We start from the raw sequence: 16656 nt of genomic DNA on the forward strand, positions 1-16656 counted from the left end.
GGAAACGACTCCATGCAACAGCCGGTCGATACGCCCACCAACGACAGCACGCTGCGTCACATCCCGACGGCGCTGCTCTACACGATTGTGTCCGTGATCGCGCTCGGCATCATCTACCCGCTGCTGATGACGCTCGTCGCATCTGCGCTGTTCCCGCGTCAGGCGAACGGCTCGTTGGTCACGGCCCACGCCAGCGTCGTCGGTTCGGACATCATCGGTCAGTTGTGGACCAAGCCGCAATACTTCCACGGCCGGCCGTCGGCGGCGGGGAAAGGCTACGATCCGACCTCGACCGGCGGCACCAACTTCGGTCCGACGTCGAAGAAGCTGATCGATCAGACGCGCGCGACGATCGCCGCCCTCAAAAAAGAGAACCCCTATTCCCATGGGCCGGTGCCCATGGACCTTGTCACTTCAAGCGCGAGCGGCATCGACCCCGACATCTCGCCCGAGGGCGCCTACTACCAGGCGCCCCGCATAGCCAAGGCTCGCGCGATGCCGATCGGCTCAGTCAACGCGCTCATCGCCGAGCACATACGGCCGCGCGAGCTCGGCTTTCTCGGCGAAGCGCGCGTGAACGTGTTGGAACTGAATCTCGCCCTCGATAGCAAAGGCCGATAGTGTAGGAATCCGACCGGAAACGCCTAAGGGCCGCCCATGATCGCCACGGTGATTCCGTTCAACGTCGGCAATACAGCGTTCATGCTCATCTGCGCGAGCCTCGTCATGCTCATGACGCCGGGGCTCGCGTTTTTCTACGGCGGCCTCGTGCAGCGCAAGAACGTGCTGGCCATCATGATCCAGAGCTTCGTGTCGCTCGGGTGGACGACCGTGCTGTGGTTCATCTGCGGCTATTCGATGAGTTTCGGACCGGATTGGCACGGCATCATCGGCAACCCGACCACGTATGCATTCCTGCGAGGGGTCACGCTGCAGACGATGTTCACGGGCAACGACGCGGGCATCCCGCTCGTCGTGCACATCGCGTATCAGATGATGTTCGCCATCATCACGCCGGCGCTGATCACGGGCGCATTCGCCAACCGAGTCACGTTCAAGGCGTATTTCCTCTTCCTCACGGCCTGGCTCATCCTCGTGTACTTCCCGTTCGTGCACATGTTGTGGAGCCCGGATGGCTTATTCGCCAAATGGGGCGCGCTCGATTTCGCCGGGGGCATCGTGGTGCACGCATCGGCAGGCTTCGCCGCACTCGCATCGGTGTTGTACGTCGGACGCCGAGCCGTCATCGACAACAGGCCGCACAACGTGCCGCTGATCGCGCTCGGCACGGGCCTGCTTTGGTTCGGCTGGTACGGGTTCAACGCCGGATCCGAGCTGCGCGTGGACCCCGTGACGGCTGCGGCTTTCCTCAACACCGACCTCGCCGCTTCGTTCGCGGCAGTGACGTGGCTGCTCGTCGAATGGGCGCGCGGCAGGCAGCCGAAGTTCGTCGGGCTGCTCACCGGCGCCGTCGCAGGTCTCGCGACGATCACGCCCGCTGCCGGCTACGTTTCGCCGACCACCGCCGTGATCATCGGCGTTCTTGCGGGATCGGTCTGCTACTACGCCGTGGCGCTGAAGAACCAACTGCGTTGGGACGACGCGCTCGACGTGTGGGGCGTGCACGGCGTCGGCGGTTTCCTCGGCATCACGCTGCTCGGCGTTTTCGCCTCCAAGGCGTGGAACCCGGCCGGAGCAGATGGCCTGCTGCTCGGCGGGACCTCGTTCTTCATCAAGCAGATCACGGCGGCAACGGTGTGCAGTGCGTGGGCGTTCACCTTCACCTACGCCATGCTGTGGCTGATCAACCTGGTCACGCGCACGAAGGTCGATCCGGCGGCCGAAGAGCGCGGGCTCGATGTCGAGCTCCACGGCGAGGAGGCCTATCCGCTGGGGGTTTGATTTCGCGGCCGGGCTTGTAGTGCCGGGGCTTTAGCCCCGGATGTGGTATGCCGGATTTTAGTCCGGCCCCTACGCTGGTGGATGCTAGGTGATGTCGTGGCGAGCGTGTTCTTAAAGGACTTTCAACTGCATCGCCGCGAGCGCCGGTTCTCGAACGAGACCCGGACTGAAGTCCGGCATACCACATTAAAGTCTCGCATTCCACATACAACAAACTCTACGGCTATCGTCGCGTTAAAACCAGCAACTCGCGCGCGCCCGCATCGAGCACTCGCAGCGCGAATGCATCGCGCTGCGGCCAGCGAGGCTTTCGCAACGTGGCTGCCAAGGCGACGGTGGTCTCGGGCACCATGCGCGCCAGCTCGATGATCCGGCGTGCCGGGTTGGGCGTGATCTCCTCGATCCATTCCGCGCAATGCTTGTATGCTTCCGCTCGCAGCGCTTCGGTCAGCTCCTTCGAGCACGCATCGCGCGGCTCCAGGATCATGGCCACCGCGAAATCGGCGCCGAGCCGCGCTGCGAATTGCGAGCAGCGCAAGATCAAAGCGACATCCTGCTCGCGCGGCCCGGCGCATAACAGCAAGCGCTCGAAGGGCGCTCTCGGGCGCTCGCGCTTGCGCGCCCGCATCGCCTCGCGCAGCGCGAGTTCGCGCAGGCTCGCCAGATTGTCGAGCGTGAAAAAGCTGGAGAGCGCGCGCTCGATGCGATCGGGCGGATAGATCTTGCCCTCGCGCAAGCGTGTCCGCAACGTTTGCGGCGAGACGTCGATCAGGATCACCTCGTCGGCGAGCGCGACGATGCCGTCCGGCAGCGTCTCGCGGACCTGCGTCTGCGTCATCCGGAGCACCGTGTCGTTCAAGGCCTCGAGATGCTGGATGTTCAGCGTGGTGATGACGTCGATGCCTACACGCAAGATCGCCAGCACGTCCTCGTAGCGCTTCCTTGCGAAGGCTCCGGGCGCATTCGTGTGCGCCAGCTCATCGATGAGGACGACCTCAGGCCGCCGCGCCAACACCGCGTCGCGATCGAGCTCTTCGTAGCGGACTCCGTTCTTTTCGATGACGCGGCGAGGCAAGACCTCGAGGTCGCCGATCATGGCGGCCGTCTCGGCCCGCCCGTGCGTCTCGATGAAGCCCGCGACGACGTCCACGCCTTCGGCGCGCAATTGGTTGCCGCGATCGAGCATAGCGTACGTCTTGCCTGCGCCGGCGACTGCGCCGAGATACACGACGAGCTTGCCGTAACCGATCCGAAAGCGGTCGCCGGCCGTGGTGTCGAGCGGGTACGTGCGAAACGGACGATCGCTCAGATACGTCTGTGCTGGATCGATGATGAAGACGTCGCGATCCAGACGATGGTTGACGAGCCGGCGCGCTCCTTTTCCATTGGGCACGATGACGAGGCTCGCGCGCAGATCGCTTAAGTCCAGCTTGCCGATGTCGAAGGGGTCGCTGAGCAGTTCCGCTCCGGTTCGCTCTGCCGCGTCCTGCAGCGCGGTCATGTCGACGGCGCCGGCCGCCCGAACTTCCAGCAGTAGATCGAGTGCGCGCGCGACGGTCGCGGAGCGCTCCACATACGACTCGACCGGAATGCCCGGGGGCACGAACGCGACCGCGGTCGACACGCGCTCCGCCGATACGTGCGGAATCGTCACGATATCCACGGTATGCAAGAGCAACTCGCGCAGACCGTAGAGCGTGCGTTCGGAGAACACGTTGCTCAACGCGGCATCGACGTCGGTCGGGCGGACCACTTTCCCCGAGCGCAAGCGGCTACGCAGAAGCTGAGGCGAGACGTCCAGCGCGACGACCTCGTCTGCGGCGCGCAAGAACCGATCCGGCACGAGCGAGCGCAACGGGTGACCGATCAATCGCTCGGCCGCGGGTGCGACACTTTCGAGATGCGCGATGTTGAAAGCGCACAGAACGGAGACGCCTGCGTCGCGCAGCGCGAGCGCCTCCTCCCAACGCGTGCGATAGCGCGTGCCGGGCAGGTTTTCGTGGGCCACTTCGTCGATGGCAAGAGCCTGTGGTTTGCGCGCGAGCGCCGCATCGAAGTCGAAATCGGTGAACGTCTGTCCATTTCGTTCGACGACCAGCGGGGGGATCTGCGGGATGTCGCGAGCGAGCGCCTCGAGATCCGGACGGCCCTTGGTCTCGATCCAGCCGATGACCGCATCGCGTCCGGCGGCGCGCATCCGCTGAAGCTCTTCGAGCAGACGCCGCGTCTTGCCGGCGCCAGGAGCCGCCGCCAAGAAAACCACCAGCCGAGCCCGTTCGCCGTATTCAGCGAGCAGCGCCTCAGCGTCCGGTCTGTCCAGTTCGCGTTTCACGTCACCGGCTTCTAGCATTCTCGCGGCGCGGCCGCAGGGAGCGCAACGCATGGCCACCAAGGGCCTGCCGTGCTGCCGGCCCTGTGCTATGCGATTTTATTCGCAGTCTTCGTTCTCGACCTTTTCACGCCACAGCTCTTCGTCGCGGCGATCTTGAGCAACGTGCCGATCGCGCTGAGCAGCTTGGCGCTGCGCGGCCGCCTGACCATCGGCTTGATCGTCGCCGCCGAGGCGGCAAACGCCGTCGCCGGGTATGTCAACGGCATCCAAGCCGGCGGCCGGTTCGATGCCATCGCCGTCGGCGATCGCGTTTTGCTGGCTGCTTCGTTCCTGCTCGTGGGCTACATGACCCTCAAGACGCAGGAACTCGCGCGCACCGCAGGCCTCGCGGACGCGCGCGCCGAGCAGGCGCAACGCGAACGCAGTCTGCGCCTGGCGCTCGACCGCGTGCGCGCAAGCCTCAGCGTTGAACTCGTGCTGCGCGCCGTGGCGCGCGAAGGTCTCGTGCTCTTCGACGCCGAGCGCTCGATGCTCGTGGTGGATTCGCCCGCGCCCGATGCAACGCGCTATGTGGCCCGCGCGGGCGAGCAGGAGGTGTCGGTACAGCAACAGCCGTTGCCCGCCGAGGTCCGGTCGCTCTTGGCGCGCGCATGGGACGGCGCCGGAGCTCTGGGAGAAGAAAGCATAGACACGGTCGCGCGGTATGCGCTGGAAGCGCTCGAGTCGAGGTTCGCGCTCGTAGCGCCGCTGCGCCTGGACGACCGCGACGTCCGCCTGCTGCTCCTCCGCAGCAGTAAAGCATGGGCTCGTGACGAGGTGCGTCTGTTGCAGTCGTTCGCGGACCAATCAGCCATCGCCGTCGCTCAGGCCAAACTCTTCGAGCACGCCGCTGAACAGTCTCAACAGATAGGCGCGCAGCACCGATCACTGCTCGAGAGGAGCGATGTGATCCGCGATCTCGTGTACGCGCTGGCGCACGATCTGCGGACGCCGCTGGCCGCCGCCGACGTCACCATGCAGCAGGCGAAAGCCGGGGCATACGGAGCGCTGCCCGATGCATACCGCGAGGTGCTCGATACGACGCTGCGCTCGAACCAGGACCTTCAGCGCATGGTCGAGACGCTGCTGATGGTGGCGAAGTACGAATCCGGCGAGGCGTCAGCGGTGCGCGCGCCGGTCGACCTCGCGGAGATCGCGCGGCAGGTGCGCGCCGAGCTCGAGGCGGGCGCTCGCGCGCGCGGCGTCGCGCTCGCCGTCGAGGGCGATCCGGCGATGGTCTTGGGCGATGCGGTCGAGCTGCGACGCGCGTCTATCAACTTGGTCGGCAACGCGATAGCGGCGACCGCCTCGGGAGGACACGTGCGCATCAGGACCATCACCAACGGCAAGACGGCGCGCTTTGAAGTAGAGGATGACGGCTTCGGCGTGTCGCCGGAACAGCGGCCGTTGCTGTTCCAGCGCTTCGGCGGGGGAAGACCCCCGCGCGGGGGCGGCACGGGGCTCGGGCTTTACATCGTACGCCGGATCGCCGAAAAACATGACGGCGCCGTCGGCTTTGAGCCGCGCGAACCAGGCAGCCGTTTCAGCTTCTCGCTGCCGCGCGCTCCGGACCGCGGCGCATGATCCGAGCGGTCATCGTCGAGGATCACGCGCTCGTACGCACCGGCCTGCGCACAAGCCTGACATCGGCCGGCATCGATGTCGTAGCCGAAGCGGCAGACGGTCCCTCGGGTCTTGAAGCCGTCACCCGCGAGCGTCCGGATGTCGCCGTGATCGACATCGGCTTGCCCGGTTTTGACGGCATCGAATTGACCCAACGCATCCGCGCGCAGTCGCCCGCGACCCACGTGGTCATCGTGACGATGCTCGACATGGACCACGAGGTCATCGCAGCGCTCGCCGCCGGAGCCGATGCGTATTGCTTGAAGAGCGCAGAACCCGAACGCCTCGTGGAGGCGGTCCGCATCGCCGCCGAAGGCGGCGCATATTTCGATCCGCGCATCGCCCACGTCGCCCTTGCGCGGTTCTCACCGCGCGAAGCCGACCCTGCGGCTTCGCCGCTGACCCCGCGCGAAACCGGCATTTTGAAATTGATCGCGGACGGCGTCGGCAATCAAGAGATCGCGCGGCAGCTCAATATCGGTTTGGGCACGGTCAAGGGCCACGTGCGCGACATCTTGGCGAAGCTCTCCGCCGCCGACCGCACGCACGCTGCCGTGACGGCTCTTCGCCGCGGCTATATCTGATGAGGGTGAAGCTCGCATAGCGCAGAACACCGGAGCCTCATGGGCGAAGCCGGCACCTCGCGGCGGTACTCGCAAGGAGAGCGCGTCGCGTTCTTTATGCCCTGCTATGCCGACATGCTTTTCCCGCAGGTCGGCAAGGCCGTCGTCACGCTCTTCGAGCGCTTGGCGTTGCCCTTTGAGTATCCGATGGAGCAGACGTGCTGCGGACAGCCCGCCTTCAACTCGGGCTATTGGGACGAGGCACGCGCCGTCGCGCAGCATTTCGCCGACGTCTTCCGCCCGTACGAGTGGATCGTCGTGCCGTCCGGGTCGTGCGCCGCGATGTGCCGAGTCTTTTACGACTACCTCGCGCCTGAGTCCGACGCCGCGGCGGTGGGCGCGCGCGTCTGCGATCTCGCCACGTTTCTTGTGGAGAACGTCGGCATCACCGACGTCGGCGCACGTTTTCCGCACCGCGTCACGTATCACGACGGCTGTCATGGAAGGCGCGAGTTGCACGCAGGCGACGCCGCCACCACATTGCTGCGCGCGGTCAAAGATCTCGAGTACGTCGAATTGCCCGCCATCGAGGAGTGTTGCGGCTTCGGCGGCATGTTCAGCGTGAAGTTCGAAGAGCTCTCCACTGACATGGGCGCGCAGAAATGCGCGAATGCGCGCGCGACCGGAGCGGACGTGCTCGTATCGGGTGACTCGAGCTGTCTGATGCACATCGGCGGGATGCTGGCGCGGGAAGACGCAGGACCTAAAGGTCCTGCTCCACATATGAGGACGATGCACCTCGCCGAGGTGTTGGCGAGCACGTCGTGATCCACTTCGATCGACAAGCGGTGAACGCCGACCTCCACCACCCGCACGGCCCAGCGGGTCTGCCCGCAACGATGGAGCGCATCGTAGCCGACAAACACGTGGCACAACAACAGGTGCCGTGGCAAGAACTGCGCGCTCGCGTGCATGACATCAAAGCCTACTCGATCGCGAATCTCGACAAACTGCTCGTCGAATTCGAGAAGCAGTTCACCGCACGTGGCGGCACCGTGCTGTGGGCGCGCGACGGCGACGAAGGCGGACGGCACTTCATCGACATCTGCGTGAAGCACGGCGTGTTCTCGGTCGTCAAGGGCAAGTCGATGGTCTCCGAAGAGCTCGAGCTCAATGAACGGCTGGCGGCGGGCGGCATCGAGCCGTTCGAAACCGACCTCGGCGAATACATCGTGCAGCTCGCAGGCCAAAAACCGTCGCACATCATCGCGCCCGCATTGCACCTCTCGCGCAGCGACGTGGGCAAGCTCTTCGCGGAAAAACTTGGGATCGAGTACACGGACGATCCGGAGGAGTTGCTCGCCGCGGCGCGCGAGCGCCTGCGCCAGCGCTACCTCGAAGCCGGTCTCGGCATGACCGGCGCGAATTTCGGCATCGCTGAGACCGGCACGGTCGTGGTGGTCGAGAATGAGGGCAACGGGGGACTGTCGGCTTCCGTGCCGCCGGTCCACGTCGTCATCATGGGCATTGAAAAAGTCATCCCGCGCCTGGTGGACCTGCCGCCGTTTCTGCACGTCCTGGCTCGTGCGGCGACCGGGCAAAAACTCTCCGTGTACACGCACCATTTCACCGGACCCGAGCCCGGCAAGGCGGCGTACTGCATCATCGTCGACAACGGGCGCACGAAACTGCTCGAAGATCCGAAGACGCGCGAAGCGCTGTACTGCATCCGCTGCGGCGCATGCATCAATGTGTGTCCGATCTATCGCCGGGTCGGCGGCTGGTCGTATGGCTGGGTGTATCCCGGGCCGATCGGCTCCGTGGTCACCCCGGCTATGGTCGGCATCGAAAAGGCCGCTGAGCTTCCCTTCGCGTCGAGCCTCTGCGGCGCGTGTCAAGAAGAGTGTCCGGTGAACATCGACTTGCCGCACCAGCTGGTGCACCTGCGGCACAAGGCGGTCGAAGCCAAAGCCATCGGCGACGCGGGCGAGCGCCGGGCGATCGACGCATGGGCCAAAGCGATGCGCAGCCTGCCGGCCTATCGCCGTGCCACGGGACTCGCCCGTTTCGGTGCAAGCGTGCTCGGCGCGTTCGGCCTGAAGCCGGGGCCGCTGGCGGCGTGGTCGCGCCGGCGCGATATTCCACGTTTTGCCAAACAGACGTTCAAAGAGTGGTGGCTGAGACAAAAGCGAAATGGCTGATCTCTATCCTCGCGCCGCGATCTTGGCGCGAATCGCTACGGCGCTTCGCGACGAACCAGCGCGCGCATTGCCCGAGCCGCAGCCGATCTTCGGCGCGGAGCCGGCGGCCGACCGCGCCACCCTCGCCGCGCGTTTTCGCGACGAACTCAAGGCGCTCTCCGGCGAGGCGCGCTTCGTAGCGACTGCTCAGGAACTCCCCGGAGCGCTCGCGCAGTTCCTGAAGGATCGCGAGATAGCGAGCGCCGCATGTCAGAACTCCATCGCCGTCCGCTGGGCGCTCACGCGGCTGCCCGAGGGGGCGGCGTTTTCGGCGGCAGACGCCGACAAGCTGCGGGTCGCCGGCGCCAGGTGCGCGGTGATCGCGGCGGAGGCGCTTCTGGCGGACACGGGATCCGTCGTGGCAGCTTTCTCGACGAGCGGCGAGCGTCTGCTCCCGTATCTGCCTCGCACCTGCATCGTCATCGCCGACGAATCGCGGCTCCACTCGCACATGACGCTGGAGGCGCTCGCGCCGCTCTACGCGCGCGCACGCGCGGGCGAACGCGGCGAGTTCGTCATCATCACGGGTCCAAGCCGCTCGGCGGACATCGAGAAGACATTGGTGCTGGGCGCGCACGGTCCGCAATTCTTGGTCGTGTTCATCGTCGGTGTCACGCCGTGAGATATGCCGCATTGGTGCTCGCCGTCTTGATCGCGGGCTGCAGCGCTAACGCAAAAGGAACGTATAGCGGCACGCTGCAAGCGGAGTCGGCGCAAGTCGGCAGCACCGTCGGCGGGCGCATCACGGCTGTGCTGGTCAACGACGGCCAGCGCGTCAAGGCCGGTCAAGTCTTGGTGCGTTTCGATGACAAGGATCAGCAGGCCGCACTCGCTTCCGCGCTTGGCCAGCTTGCACAGGCGAACGCGACGCTCGCCGATCTGCAGGCGGGTCCCCGGCCGCAAGACGTCGACAAGGCTGCAGCGCAGGCGGCACAGGCGCAGGCCGCATACGAAAAGGCGCGCAGCACCGCACCAGATACCTTGGCGGTCGCGCGCCAAGCCGTGCACGAAGCACAGGCGGCGACCGCGCTCGCCAAGAGCGACTTCGATCGCGCGCAGCAACTCTACAACAACGGGGCGATCCCGGCGCAGTCGCTGGACGAAGCCCGCGCCGCGTATCGGCAAGCACAGGCTCGTTTCCGGTCGGCCCAGGCGCAATTATCTGCCGCGCAATCCGGCGCTGCGTCGACCGATGTCGAGGCGGCTCGCCAGCAATACGAAGCCGCTGCGGCGAATCTCGCGCTGGTGCAAGCCGGGACGCGCCCCGGGCAGGTCGCGCAAGCGCAAGCAGCTGTGAGCACTGCCCAAGCGCAGGTCAGCGCAGCGCGTGCTCGTCTTGCCGAGATGGTCGTCCGATCGCCGGCCGACGGCATCGTCAGCGGTATGGATCTTCGGCCCGGCGACTTGGTGCAACCCGGCGCTTCGGTGACCAGCATCGACGAGCAAAGGGATCCGTACGTGCGGATCTTCGTGGCTCAGCCTGATCTCGGCCGCTTCGCGGTCGGCCAAAGCGTGCGCGTGAAATCGGACGCGTTCAAAGATCGCACCTTCACGGGCTCCGTCGAATTCATCGACCAGAGCGCGCAGTTCACGCCGCGCGACGTCCAGACCGCCCAGGACCGCGCCAACCTCGTCTTCGGGGTGAAGGTGCGCGTGCACGACCCCGACCGCGTGCTGCGCGGCGGCACGACCGTCGAAATCTCCGGACCGTGACCTCCGGCGCGGCGATCGTCGCCCAAGGCTTGAGCAAGCGCTACGGCGATCGCCTCGTGGTGAAAGACCTTTCCTTTTCCATCGAGCGCGGCTCGATCTTCGGTTTCCTCGGTCCCAACGGCAGCGGCAAATCGACCACCATCAAGATGCTGTGCGGTTTGGTCCGACCCACAGCGGGGCGCGGCAGCATCGACGGTTACGACGTCGAGCGACAGGGCGAGCAAGCGCGAAGCGCCATCGGCTACATGTCGCAGTCGTTCTCGCTTTACGGTGATCTCACGGTCGACCAGAATCTAGAGTTCTACGGTCGCGCGTACGGCTTGACCCCGGAGCGCCGACAGCAGCGCAAGCGCGAGGTCGTCGAATTGACCGGGCTTGGCCGGTACTACAGTTATCAAGCTCGCTCGCTCTCCGGAGGCTGGAAACAGCGCTTAGCGCTGGCGACGGCTCTGCTGCACGAGCCACCCGTCCTGTTCCTGGACGAGCCGACGGCAGGCATCGATCCGGTGGCGCGCCGCGACCTGTGGGACCTGTTGTTCAAGTTGGCCGAGGGCGGCGCCACCTTGTTCGTGACCACGCATTATATGGATGAAGCGGAGCGCTGCACGCGAGTCGGCTACATCTACGACGGCGATCTCATCGCGCTCGGCACGCTCGACGAATTGCGCCGGCTCCCCGGCGTGCAGAAGCCAGGCACGGTGCGCTACTTGGTGAGCACCGAGAACGTCATGCGCGCCTTCTCAACGGCGCGCGCCCTGCCGTACGTCAAGGACGTCACGATTTTCGGGCGCGATCTGCACGTCGTGGTCGATCAAGCCGTCGGGCCCGACACGCTGCGCGCGGATCTCGAGCCGAAATGCGGCCCCATCGATGACATCCAGCGCATCCAGCCGTCGCTGGAAGACGTTTTCGTGGCGCTCACCCGGGAGCGAGACGTGGCGTGAGGCGCGCGCTCGACTTTCGCGGATTCGGCGCGGTGCTGTACAAGGAATTCATCCACGTGCGGCACGATCCGGCGACGCTGATCCTCGCGCTTTTGCTCCCGGTCGTCCAGTTGATCATCTTCGGCTACGCCGTCAACATGCGCGTGGAACACATCGGAACCGCCTACTTCGACGAGGACCGCGGGCCCATCGCCGTCCGCGCGCTCGATGCGTTGCGAGGTTCGAGTGAATTCGACCTCGTGTATCAGGCCCGCTCGCGCGCCGAACTCGAGCGGCTCATCGTCGGCAACAAGGTGCGCGTGGCTCTGGACATTCCTCCGAACTTCTCGGCCGACGTTCGGGCCGGCCGCACGGCCCAGATCCAAGTGCTCATCGACGGCTCGGATTCGAACATCGCACAACAGGCGTTCGGAGCGGCGGTAGCCATTGGGCAGGCGCTATCCGCGCAGTTGTCGTCGAGGACCACCGTGACGCCGATGCTGGTCGAGATCCGGCCGCGTATGCTCTTCAACCCGAGCTTGCGCAGCGCCAATTTTCTCGTGCCCGGACTCATCGGCATCATCATGCAGCTCATCACCGTCTTTCTGATGGCGCTGTCGATCACCGGCGAGCGAGAACGCGGCACGCTCGATCAGCTCTTGGTCACGCCGATAGGCTCGACCGGGCTGATGCTGGGCAAGATCGCGCCGTACGCGGTGATCGGCTTTGTGGATTTCCTCGGCGCGCTCCTCGCCATGCGCTATATCTTCGATGTGCCCATCGCCGGCAGCCTTACGCTGCTGCTGCTGCTGGGCGTGGGGTTCCTCATCGCGGCGCTCGGGCTCGGCTTGCTCATCTCCAGCGTTGCGCAAAACCAGATGCAGGCGATCCTGTTCACGTTCGCGAGCACGCTGCCGTCGGTATTGCTGTCCGGCTTCTTTTTTGAAAGAGACTTGATGCCGCCGATCATGCAATGGCTCGGCTACGCTATTCCGCTGACTTACTTCCTCGAGATTCTGCGCGGCATCGTGCTGCGCGGCGCCGGCATCGACACGTTGTGGCCCGCGGTGACCGCGATGTTGGCACTCGGGGCGGTCCTCATCGTAGCGGCAAGCGTTCGCTTCGCCCGCATCACGTCGTGACTTCTTCAACGGTTAGCATGCACGCCGTGATCATGCACGAGCGCGGCGGCGCCGACGTGTTGCGCTACGAAGAGATGCCGCTTCCCGTGCCTGCGCCCGGCGAGGCGCTGATCCGGGTGCGCGCTGCGACCGTCAACCACCCCGACCTCTTCCACCGTTCGGGAAGATTCCTCATCCACAAAGAGCTGCCGCATGTGCTCGGCATGGACGTGGCGGGCGAGATCGCCGGGCTGGGCGAGGGCGTCGCGGGCTGGCGAGAGGGAGATCGCGTGGTAGCCGCGTTCGAGGCGCTCGGGCGCGAGCGCGACGGAGCGTATGCGGAATTCACCACCGTGCCGGCGCGGGAACTACACCGCATTCCCGATGGCCTCTCGTACGCGGCCGCGGCGAGCATCGGCCTCGCCTTCACCACCGCGTGGATCGCGCTCTGTTACAACACCGCGCTGAGCGGCCGCGACCGCGTGGTTGTGCACGCCGCCTCCAGCGGCGTTGGAACCTCGGCGCTGCAGATCGCGCGCTGGAAGCGCGCGCACGCGTTAGCGATCAGCGCCCCGGGCAAGGAGGTGCAGCTGCGCGCGCTGGGAGCGGAAACAGTCATCGATCACAACGCGCCTGACCTCGTCGACCAAGTGAAGGACGCCTTCGGCAAACAGGGAGCGACGTGCGTCCTCGAATTAGTCGGTCGCGCCACGCTGCAGCAATCCATCGAGATGCTCAGTCCGCGCGGCCGCATCATCGTCGTCGGCACGCTTTCGGGCGACGTCGCGCAAATCAACGCTATGGACCTCATCACGAAGAACGCTTCGATCATCGGCTCGATGGGGATCATCCGGCCGGCAGATTTCGACCGCATTCTCGCGCTGTTCGCCGACGGCACGTTCCGGCCGGTCATCGATTCGGTCATGCCGCTGCGGGAAGCGGGGGCCGCGCACGAGCGGATCGAGTCGGGCGCGGCGTTCGGAAAGATCGTGCTGGAGCCGTAGGCGCGCTCCAAAACGCGTCGAAGTCTTCTTTCCCATGCAGGCATCCGTCATCGAACTCGACCGCGACGAACTGCGCCGCTACAAGCGCCACCTGATCCTGCCCGAGATCGGGCTGGAAGGTCAGCAAAAGCTCAAGGCGGCTCGCGTGTTGTTGGTCGGCGCCGGGGGACTGGGCTCGCCGCTCGGACTCTATCTTGCCGCGGCCGGCGTGGGCACGCTCGGCATCGTCGATTTTGATGTCGTCGAGTATAATAATCTCCATCGCCAGGTGCTGCATTCGACCGACATGGTCGGCAAGCCGAAGGTCGAATCGGCGACGCGGACGATCGCCGGCATCAATCCCGGCGTGCGCGTCGTCGGCTACGAGGCCAAACTCTCCTCGGCAAACGCGCTGGACATCCTCCGCGAGTACGACATCGTCGCCGACGGCACGGATAACTTCGCAACGCGCTATCTCGTCAATGACGCGTGCGTGCTGCTCGGCAAACCGAACGTGTACGGCTCGGTCTATCGCTTTGAAGGTCAAGCGTCGGTGTTCGACGCGCGCATCGGACCATGCTACCGCTGCATGTTCCCGCAGCCGCCGCCTCCCGGTGCCGTGCCTTCGTGCGCGCAAGCCGGCGTGCTCGGCGTGCTGCCGGGCATCATCGGACTGATCCAAGCCACCGAGACGATCAAACTAATCGTAGGCACGGGCGAAACGCTCGTCGGCCGGCTGGTGCTGTTCGACGCGCTGGAGATGCGGTTTCGCGAACTCAAGGTGCGCAAAGATCCCAAATGCCCGGTGTGCGGCACGCATCCGACGATCACCGCGTTGGTGGACTACGATCGCCTTTGCGGCGACGCTCCCACCGAGAGGAACGGAGCATTGAAAGATTTCGACATCGCGCCTGAAGAGCTCAAGGCGAAACTCGACCGCGGCGAGCGCTTCGTGCTGCTCGACGTGCGCCGTCAAGATGAGATCGATACCGCGAAGCTGCCCAACACGAAAGAGATCGAGGTCACGCAATTGTCCGGACGCATCGGCGAGCTCGACAAGAATGCGGAGACGATCGTGTACTGCCACTCCGGCAAGCGCAGCGCATTCGCGACGCAGTTGCTGCGCGAAGCAGGCTTCAGCAATGTGAAGAACCTCGCGGGCGGCATCGAGGCCTACAGCGACGAGGCCGACCCCTCGATCCCGAAATACTAAGACGCCGTCATGTAGTGCCGGGGCTTTAGCCCCGGTTTACTTCTTGCCGCCTATCGGAAGATATACCAGCGCGGCGATGACGCCGCCGATGATCGGCGCGACGATGAAAAGCCACAGTTGGGAAAGCGCCCAGTCGTGCGCGTAGAAGGCGGGCGGGATGCTTCTGGCCGGATTGATCGACGCGTTGGTGATCGGAATCGCGACGAAGTTGGTGACTGCCAGCGCAAGCCCGATCGGGATGCCTGCGAAGCCGGCGGGCGCGTTGTTCGCCGTCGCTCCGAGCACGGTCAGCACCAGTACGAACGTCAGCACCGATTCGGCGACGAAAGCTCCGCCCACCGTAGCACCGATCGCTGAGTGGTCGCCGTAGCCGTTCGCGACTGAGGCCGCGACGCTCGGGTCGTAGTGGCCCGCCATGAACAGTATCAGCACGACCGTGCCGAAACCGGAAAAGCCGCCCAGGATCTGGGCGATGACGTAGCCCGGTACGTCGGACCAGGGGCAGCGTCCGGCCACCGCGAGTCCGATGGTGACCGCCGGGTTGATGTGGCAGCCGGAGATCGGTCCGATGGCGTAGGCCATCGCCAACAGCGCCAGTCCGAACGCGAGGGAAATGCCGAGATGCCCGACATCTTTGCCGTCGAAGATCGCGGTGCCCAGGCCGGCGAACAGCAAAACGAACGTGCCGACAAATTCAGCGATGTATTTGTTCATGACGCCCTCCGGCGCAAACGGTTAGGCGGACCCCCTGGGTCCGCCTCTCCGAACTCGAACACCGCATCCGGGTGGGGCCCAGATCAGACGTTCTTCTCGATCGGCACGTCGATGAGGTTGCCGTACTCGGTCCACGAGCCGTCGTAGTTGATGACCTTCTCGTATCCAAGCAGATACTTGAGCACGAACCACGTGTGCGACGAGCGTTCGCCGATGCGGCAGTACGTGATGGTCTCTTTCGACGGATCGAGGCCCTTTGATTCGTAGAGCTTGGCCAGGTCATCCGGCGACTTGAAGGTGCCATCCTCGTTGACCGCCTGGCTCCACGGGATGTTGATCGCACCGGGGATGTGGCCCGCGCGCTGCGCGGTTTCCGGCATGCCGGGCGGCGCGATGATCTCGCCCGTGAACTCAGGCACGGAACGGACGTCCACGAGGTTGCGCGATTTCGCGCGCACCGTGTCGAGCACGAACTCGCGTTTGGCGCGCAGCGCCGGATCGACGTGGCGCACCTTGTACTGAGAGCGCGGGTAGGACGGCACATCTTTGGTCAACGGCCAGTTCTCCGCGAGCCACTTCTTGCGCCCACCGTCGACGAGCAGCACCTTGTCGTGGCCATAGTACTTGAGCAGCCACAGCGCGAAGGCCGCAAACCAGTTGTTGTTGTCGCCGTACAGCACGATGGTGGTGTCGTTGTCGATGCCCGCGTCCGAGAGCAGTTTTTCGAACTCTTCCTTTGAGGGGATGTCGCGTCGCACCGGGTCGTTCAGTTGGGTCTGCCAGTTGAAGCCGACTGCGCCGGGGATGTGGCCCTGTTCGTACTGCGTCGTATCGACGTCGACTTCGACGAAACGCAACCCCTTTTCGGTGAGGTGCTCTTTCGCCCAGTCGGTCGTGACCAGCGTTTCGGGAAAGGCAATAGTGCGTGCCATTGGGTTTTTCTCCTTAGGATTAGGTGACGTGTAGTGTTCCGAGCGAGCGCGAGCGAGCTCGGAAAAGAATTGAGACAGGGCGCGCTTAAGCGCGCACCGTACACCTGCAGTGATGACTGATGAGAAAGCCTTGTTCGAGCCGCGGCTCGACCTGCGCCATATCGGGCGCGTCTACGACAAAGAAATGCCCATCGACCAGCCGGGGATGGAGATGGCCAAGCCGGGCCTTGCCGACATGCGTCGCCGCAAGTTCACCGTGCCGCTGCCGGATCGAGAACCGCCCGTTCCGATCGACCCGCCTCAAACGCCGCGTTAGCGCGGCTTCGCTTCTCATGGGATTGCCCTCGCATAGTATCAG

Annotated in this window: 16 protein-coding genes; 13 read left to right on the forward strand and 3 right to left on the reverse strand. The window is 65.0% G+C overall.

Going from position 1 to position 16656, the window contains the following annotated elements; genetic code table 11:
- The first annotated feature begins 12 nt into the window (after nucleotides 1-12).
- Nucleotides 13-621, forward strand: coding sequence for a potassium-transporting ATPase subunit KdpC (gene kdpC, locus VN934_06825; GenBank protein ID HXM18511.1), 609 nt, complete (start codon nucleotides 13-15; stop codon nucleotides 619-621).
- Between the two features lie 36 nt (nucleotides 622-657).
- Complete coding sequence (locus VN934_06830; GenBank protein HXM18512.1) at nucleotides 658-1902, forward strand: ammonium transporter; 1245 nt, start codon at nucleotides 658-660, stop codon at nucleotides 1900-1902.
- Between the two features lie 223 nt (nucleotides 1903-2125).
- On the opposite strand, the gene VN934_06835 is transcribed toward VN934_06830, so the two are convergent.
- On the reverse strand, nucleotides 2126-4234 hold the full coding sequence (locus VN934_06835) for a hypothetical protein (GenBank protein ID HXM18513.1): 2109 nt from the start codon (nucleotides 4232-4234) through the stop codon (nucleotides 2126-2128).
- 69 nt (nucleotides 4235-4303) lie between these two features.
- Between VN934_06835 and VN934_06840 the strand changes: the two genes are divergently transcribed.
- Genes VN934_06840 through moeB form a run of 10 tightly spaced genes read left to right on the forward strand, consistent with a single transcriptional unit; the run spans nucleotide 4304 to nucleotide 14652 of the window.
- Nucleotides 4304-5857 (forward strand): HAMP domain-containing sensor histidine kinase, encoded by a 1554-nt coding sequence (locus tag VN934_06840; protein ID HXM18514.1) that lies wholly within the window; start codon nucleotides 4304-4306, stop codon nucleotides 5855-5857.
- Nucleotides 5854-6480, forward strand: coding sequence for a response regulator transcription factor (locus VN934_06845; protein ID HXM18515.1), 627 nt, complete (start codon nucleotides 5854-5856; stop codon nucleotides 6478-6480). Before VN934_06840 ends, VN934_06845 begins: the two co-directional genes overlap by 4 nt.
- 39 nt (nucleotides 6481-6519) lie before the next feature.
- Nucleotides 6520-7287 (forward strand): (Fe-S)-binding protein, encoded by a 768-nt coding sequence (locus VN934_06850; protein HXM18516.1) that lies wholly within the window; start codon nucleotides 6520-6522, stop codon nucleotides 7285-7287.
- Nucleotides 7284-8660 (forward strand): lactate utilization protein B, encoded by a 1377-nt coding sequence (locus VN934_06855; protein ID HXM18517.1) that lies wholly within the window; start codon nucleotides 7284-7286, stop codon nucleotides 8658-8660. The genes VN934_06850 and VN934_06855 overlap by 4 nt, the downstream gene beginning before the upstream one ends.
- The gene (locus VN934_06860) at nucleotides 8653-9321 is read left to right on the forward strand and encodes an LUD domain-containing protein (GenBank protein ID HXM18518.1); all 669 of its coding nucleotides are present in this window, start codon (nucleotides 8653-8655) and stop codon (nucleotides 9319-9321) included. Before VN934_06855 ends, VN934_06860 begins: the two co-directional genes overlap by 8 nt.
- The gene (locus VN934_06865; GenBank protein HXM18519.1) at nucleotides 9318-10412 is read left to right on the forward strand and encodes an HlyD family efflux transporter periplasmic adaptor subunit; all 1095 of its coding nucleotides are present in this window, start codon (nucleotides 9318-9320) and stop codon (nucleotides 10410-10412) included. The genes VN934_06860 and VN934_06865 overlap by 4 nt, the downstream gene beginning before the upstream one ends.
- Nucleotides 10409-11356, forward strand: coding sequence for an ABC transporter ATP-binding protein (locus VN934_06870; GenBank protein HXM18520.1), 948 nt, complete (start codon nucleotides 10409-10411; stop codon nucleotides 11354-11356). Before VN934_06865 ends, VN934_06870 begins: the two co-directional genes overlap by 4 nt.
- A complete protein-coding gene (locus VN934_06875; GenBank protein HXM18521.1) occupies nucleotides 11353-12477 on the forward strand; it encodes an ABC transporter permease in 1125 nt (374 codons plus the stop codon). The genes VN934_06870 and VN934_06875 overlap by 4 nt, the downstream gene beginning before the upstream one ends.
- Nucleotides 12474-13460 carry a zinc-binding dehydrogenase gene (locus VN934_06880; GenBank protein HXM18522.1) on the forward strand — a complete coding sequence of 329 codons (987 nt, stop codon included), beginning with the start codon at nucleotides 12474-12476 and terminating at the stop codon, nucleotides 13458-13460. Before VN934_06875 ends, VN934_06880 begins: the two co-directional genes overlap by 4 nt.
- A gap of 34 nt (nucleotides 13461-13494) precedes the next feature.
- On the forward strand, nucleotides 13495-14652 hold the full coding sequence (moeB, locus tag VN934_06885; protein HXM18523.1) for a molybdopterin-synthase adenylyltransferase MoeB: 1158 nt from the start codon (nucleotides 13495-13497) through the stop codon (nucleotides 14650-14652).
- A gap of 36 nt (nucleotides 14653-14688) precedes the next feature.
- Here the strand turns inward: moeB and VN934_06890 are convergent, their stop codons facing one another.
- Together VN934_06890 and VN934_06895 are read right to left on the reverse strand one after the other, a co-directional pair.
- Nucleotides 14689-15366, reverse strand: coding sequence for an aquaporin (locus tag VN934_06890; protein HXM18524.1), 678 nt, complete (start codon nucleotides 15364-15366; stop codon nucleotides 14689-14691).
- 83 nt (nucleotides 15367-15449) lie between these two features.
- Nucleotides 15450-16298: a sulfurtransferase gene (locus tag VN934_06895; GenBank protein ID HXM18525.1), complete on the reverse strand. Its 849-nt coding sequence runs from the start codon at nucleotides 16296-16298 to the stop codon at nucleotides 15450-15452.
- Between the two features lie 112 nt (nucleotides 16299-16410).
- Between VN934_06895 and VN934_06900 the strand changes: the two genes are divergently transcribed.
- A complete protein-coding gene (locus tag VN934_06900; protein HXM18526.1) occupies nucleotides 16411-16614 on the forward strand; it encodes a hypothetical protein in 204 nt (67 codons plus the stop codon).
- Nucleotides 16615-16656 lie beyond the last annotated feature (42 nt).

Origin of the sequence: Candidatus Tumulicola sp. (assembly GCA_035601835.1) — a bacterium.
In the GTDB taxonomy this organism is placed as follows: domain Bacteria; phylum Vulcanimicrobiota; class Vulcanimicrobiia; order Eremiobacterales; family Eremiobacteraceae; genus DATNNM01.

Excerpts from the sequence above, each read along its gene's own strand:
- VN934_06860 (HXM18518.1), top strand. The coding sequence starts at position 8,653 with ATGGCTGATCTCTATCCTCGCGCCGCGATCTTGGCGCGAATCGCTACG.
- VN934_06890 (HXM18524.1), bottom strand. The coding sequence starts at position 15,366 with ATGAACAAATACATCGCTGAATTTGTCGGCACGTTCGTTTTGCTGTTC.
- VN934_06900 (HXM18526.1), top strand. The coding sequence starts at position 16,411 with ATGACTGATGAGAAAGCCTTGTTCGAGCCGCGGCTCGACCTGCGCCAT.
- kdpC (HXM18511.1), top strand. The coding sequence starts at position 13 with ATGCAACAGCCGGTCGATACGCCCACCAACGACAGCACGCTGCGTCAC.
- moeB (HXM18523.1), top strand. The coding sequence starts at position 13,495 with ATGCAGGCATCCGTCATCGAACTCGACCGCGACGAACTGCGCCGCTAC.
- VN934_06830 (HXM18512.1), top strand. The coding sequence starts at position 658 with ATGATCGCCACGGTGATTCCGTTCAACGTCGGCAATACAGCGTTCATG.
- VN934_06850 (HXM18516.1), top strand. The coding sequence starts at position 6,520 with ATGGGCGAAGCCGGCACCTCGCGGCGGTACTCGCAAGGAGAGCGCGTC.
- VN934_06895 (HXM18525.1), bottom strand. The coding sequence starts at position 16,298 with ATGGCACGCACTATTGCCTTTCCCGAAACGCTGGTCACGACCGACTGG.
- VN934_06845 (HXM18515.1), top strand. The coding sequence starts at position 5,854 with ATGATCCGAGCGGTCATCGTCGAGGATCACGCGCTCGTACGCACCGGC.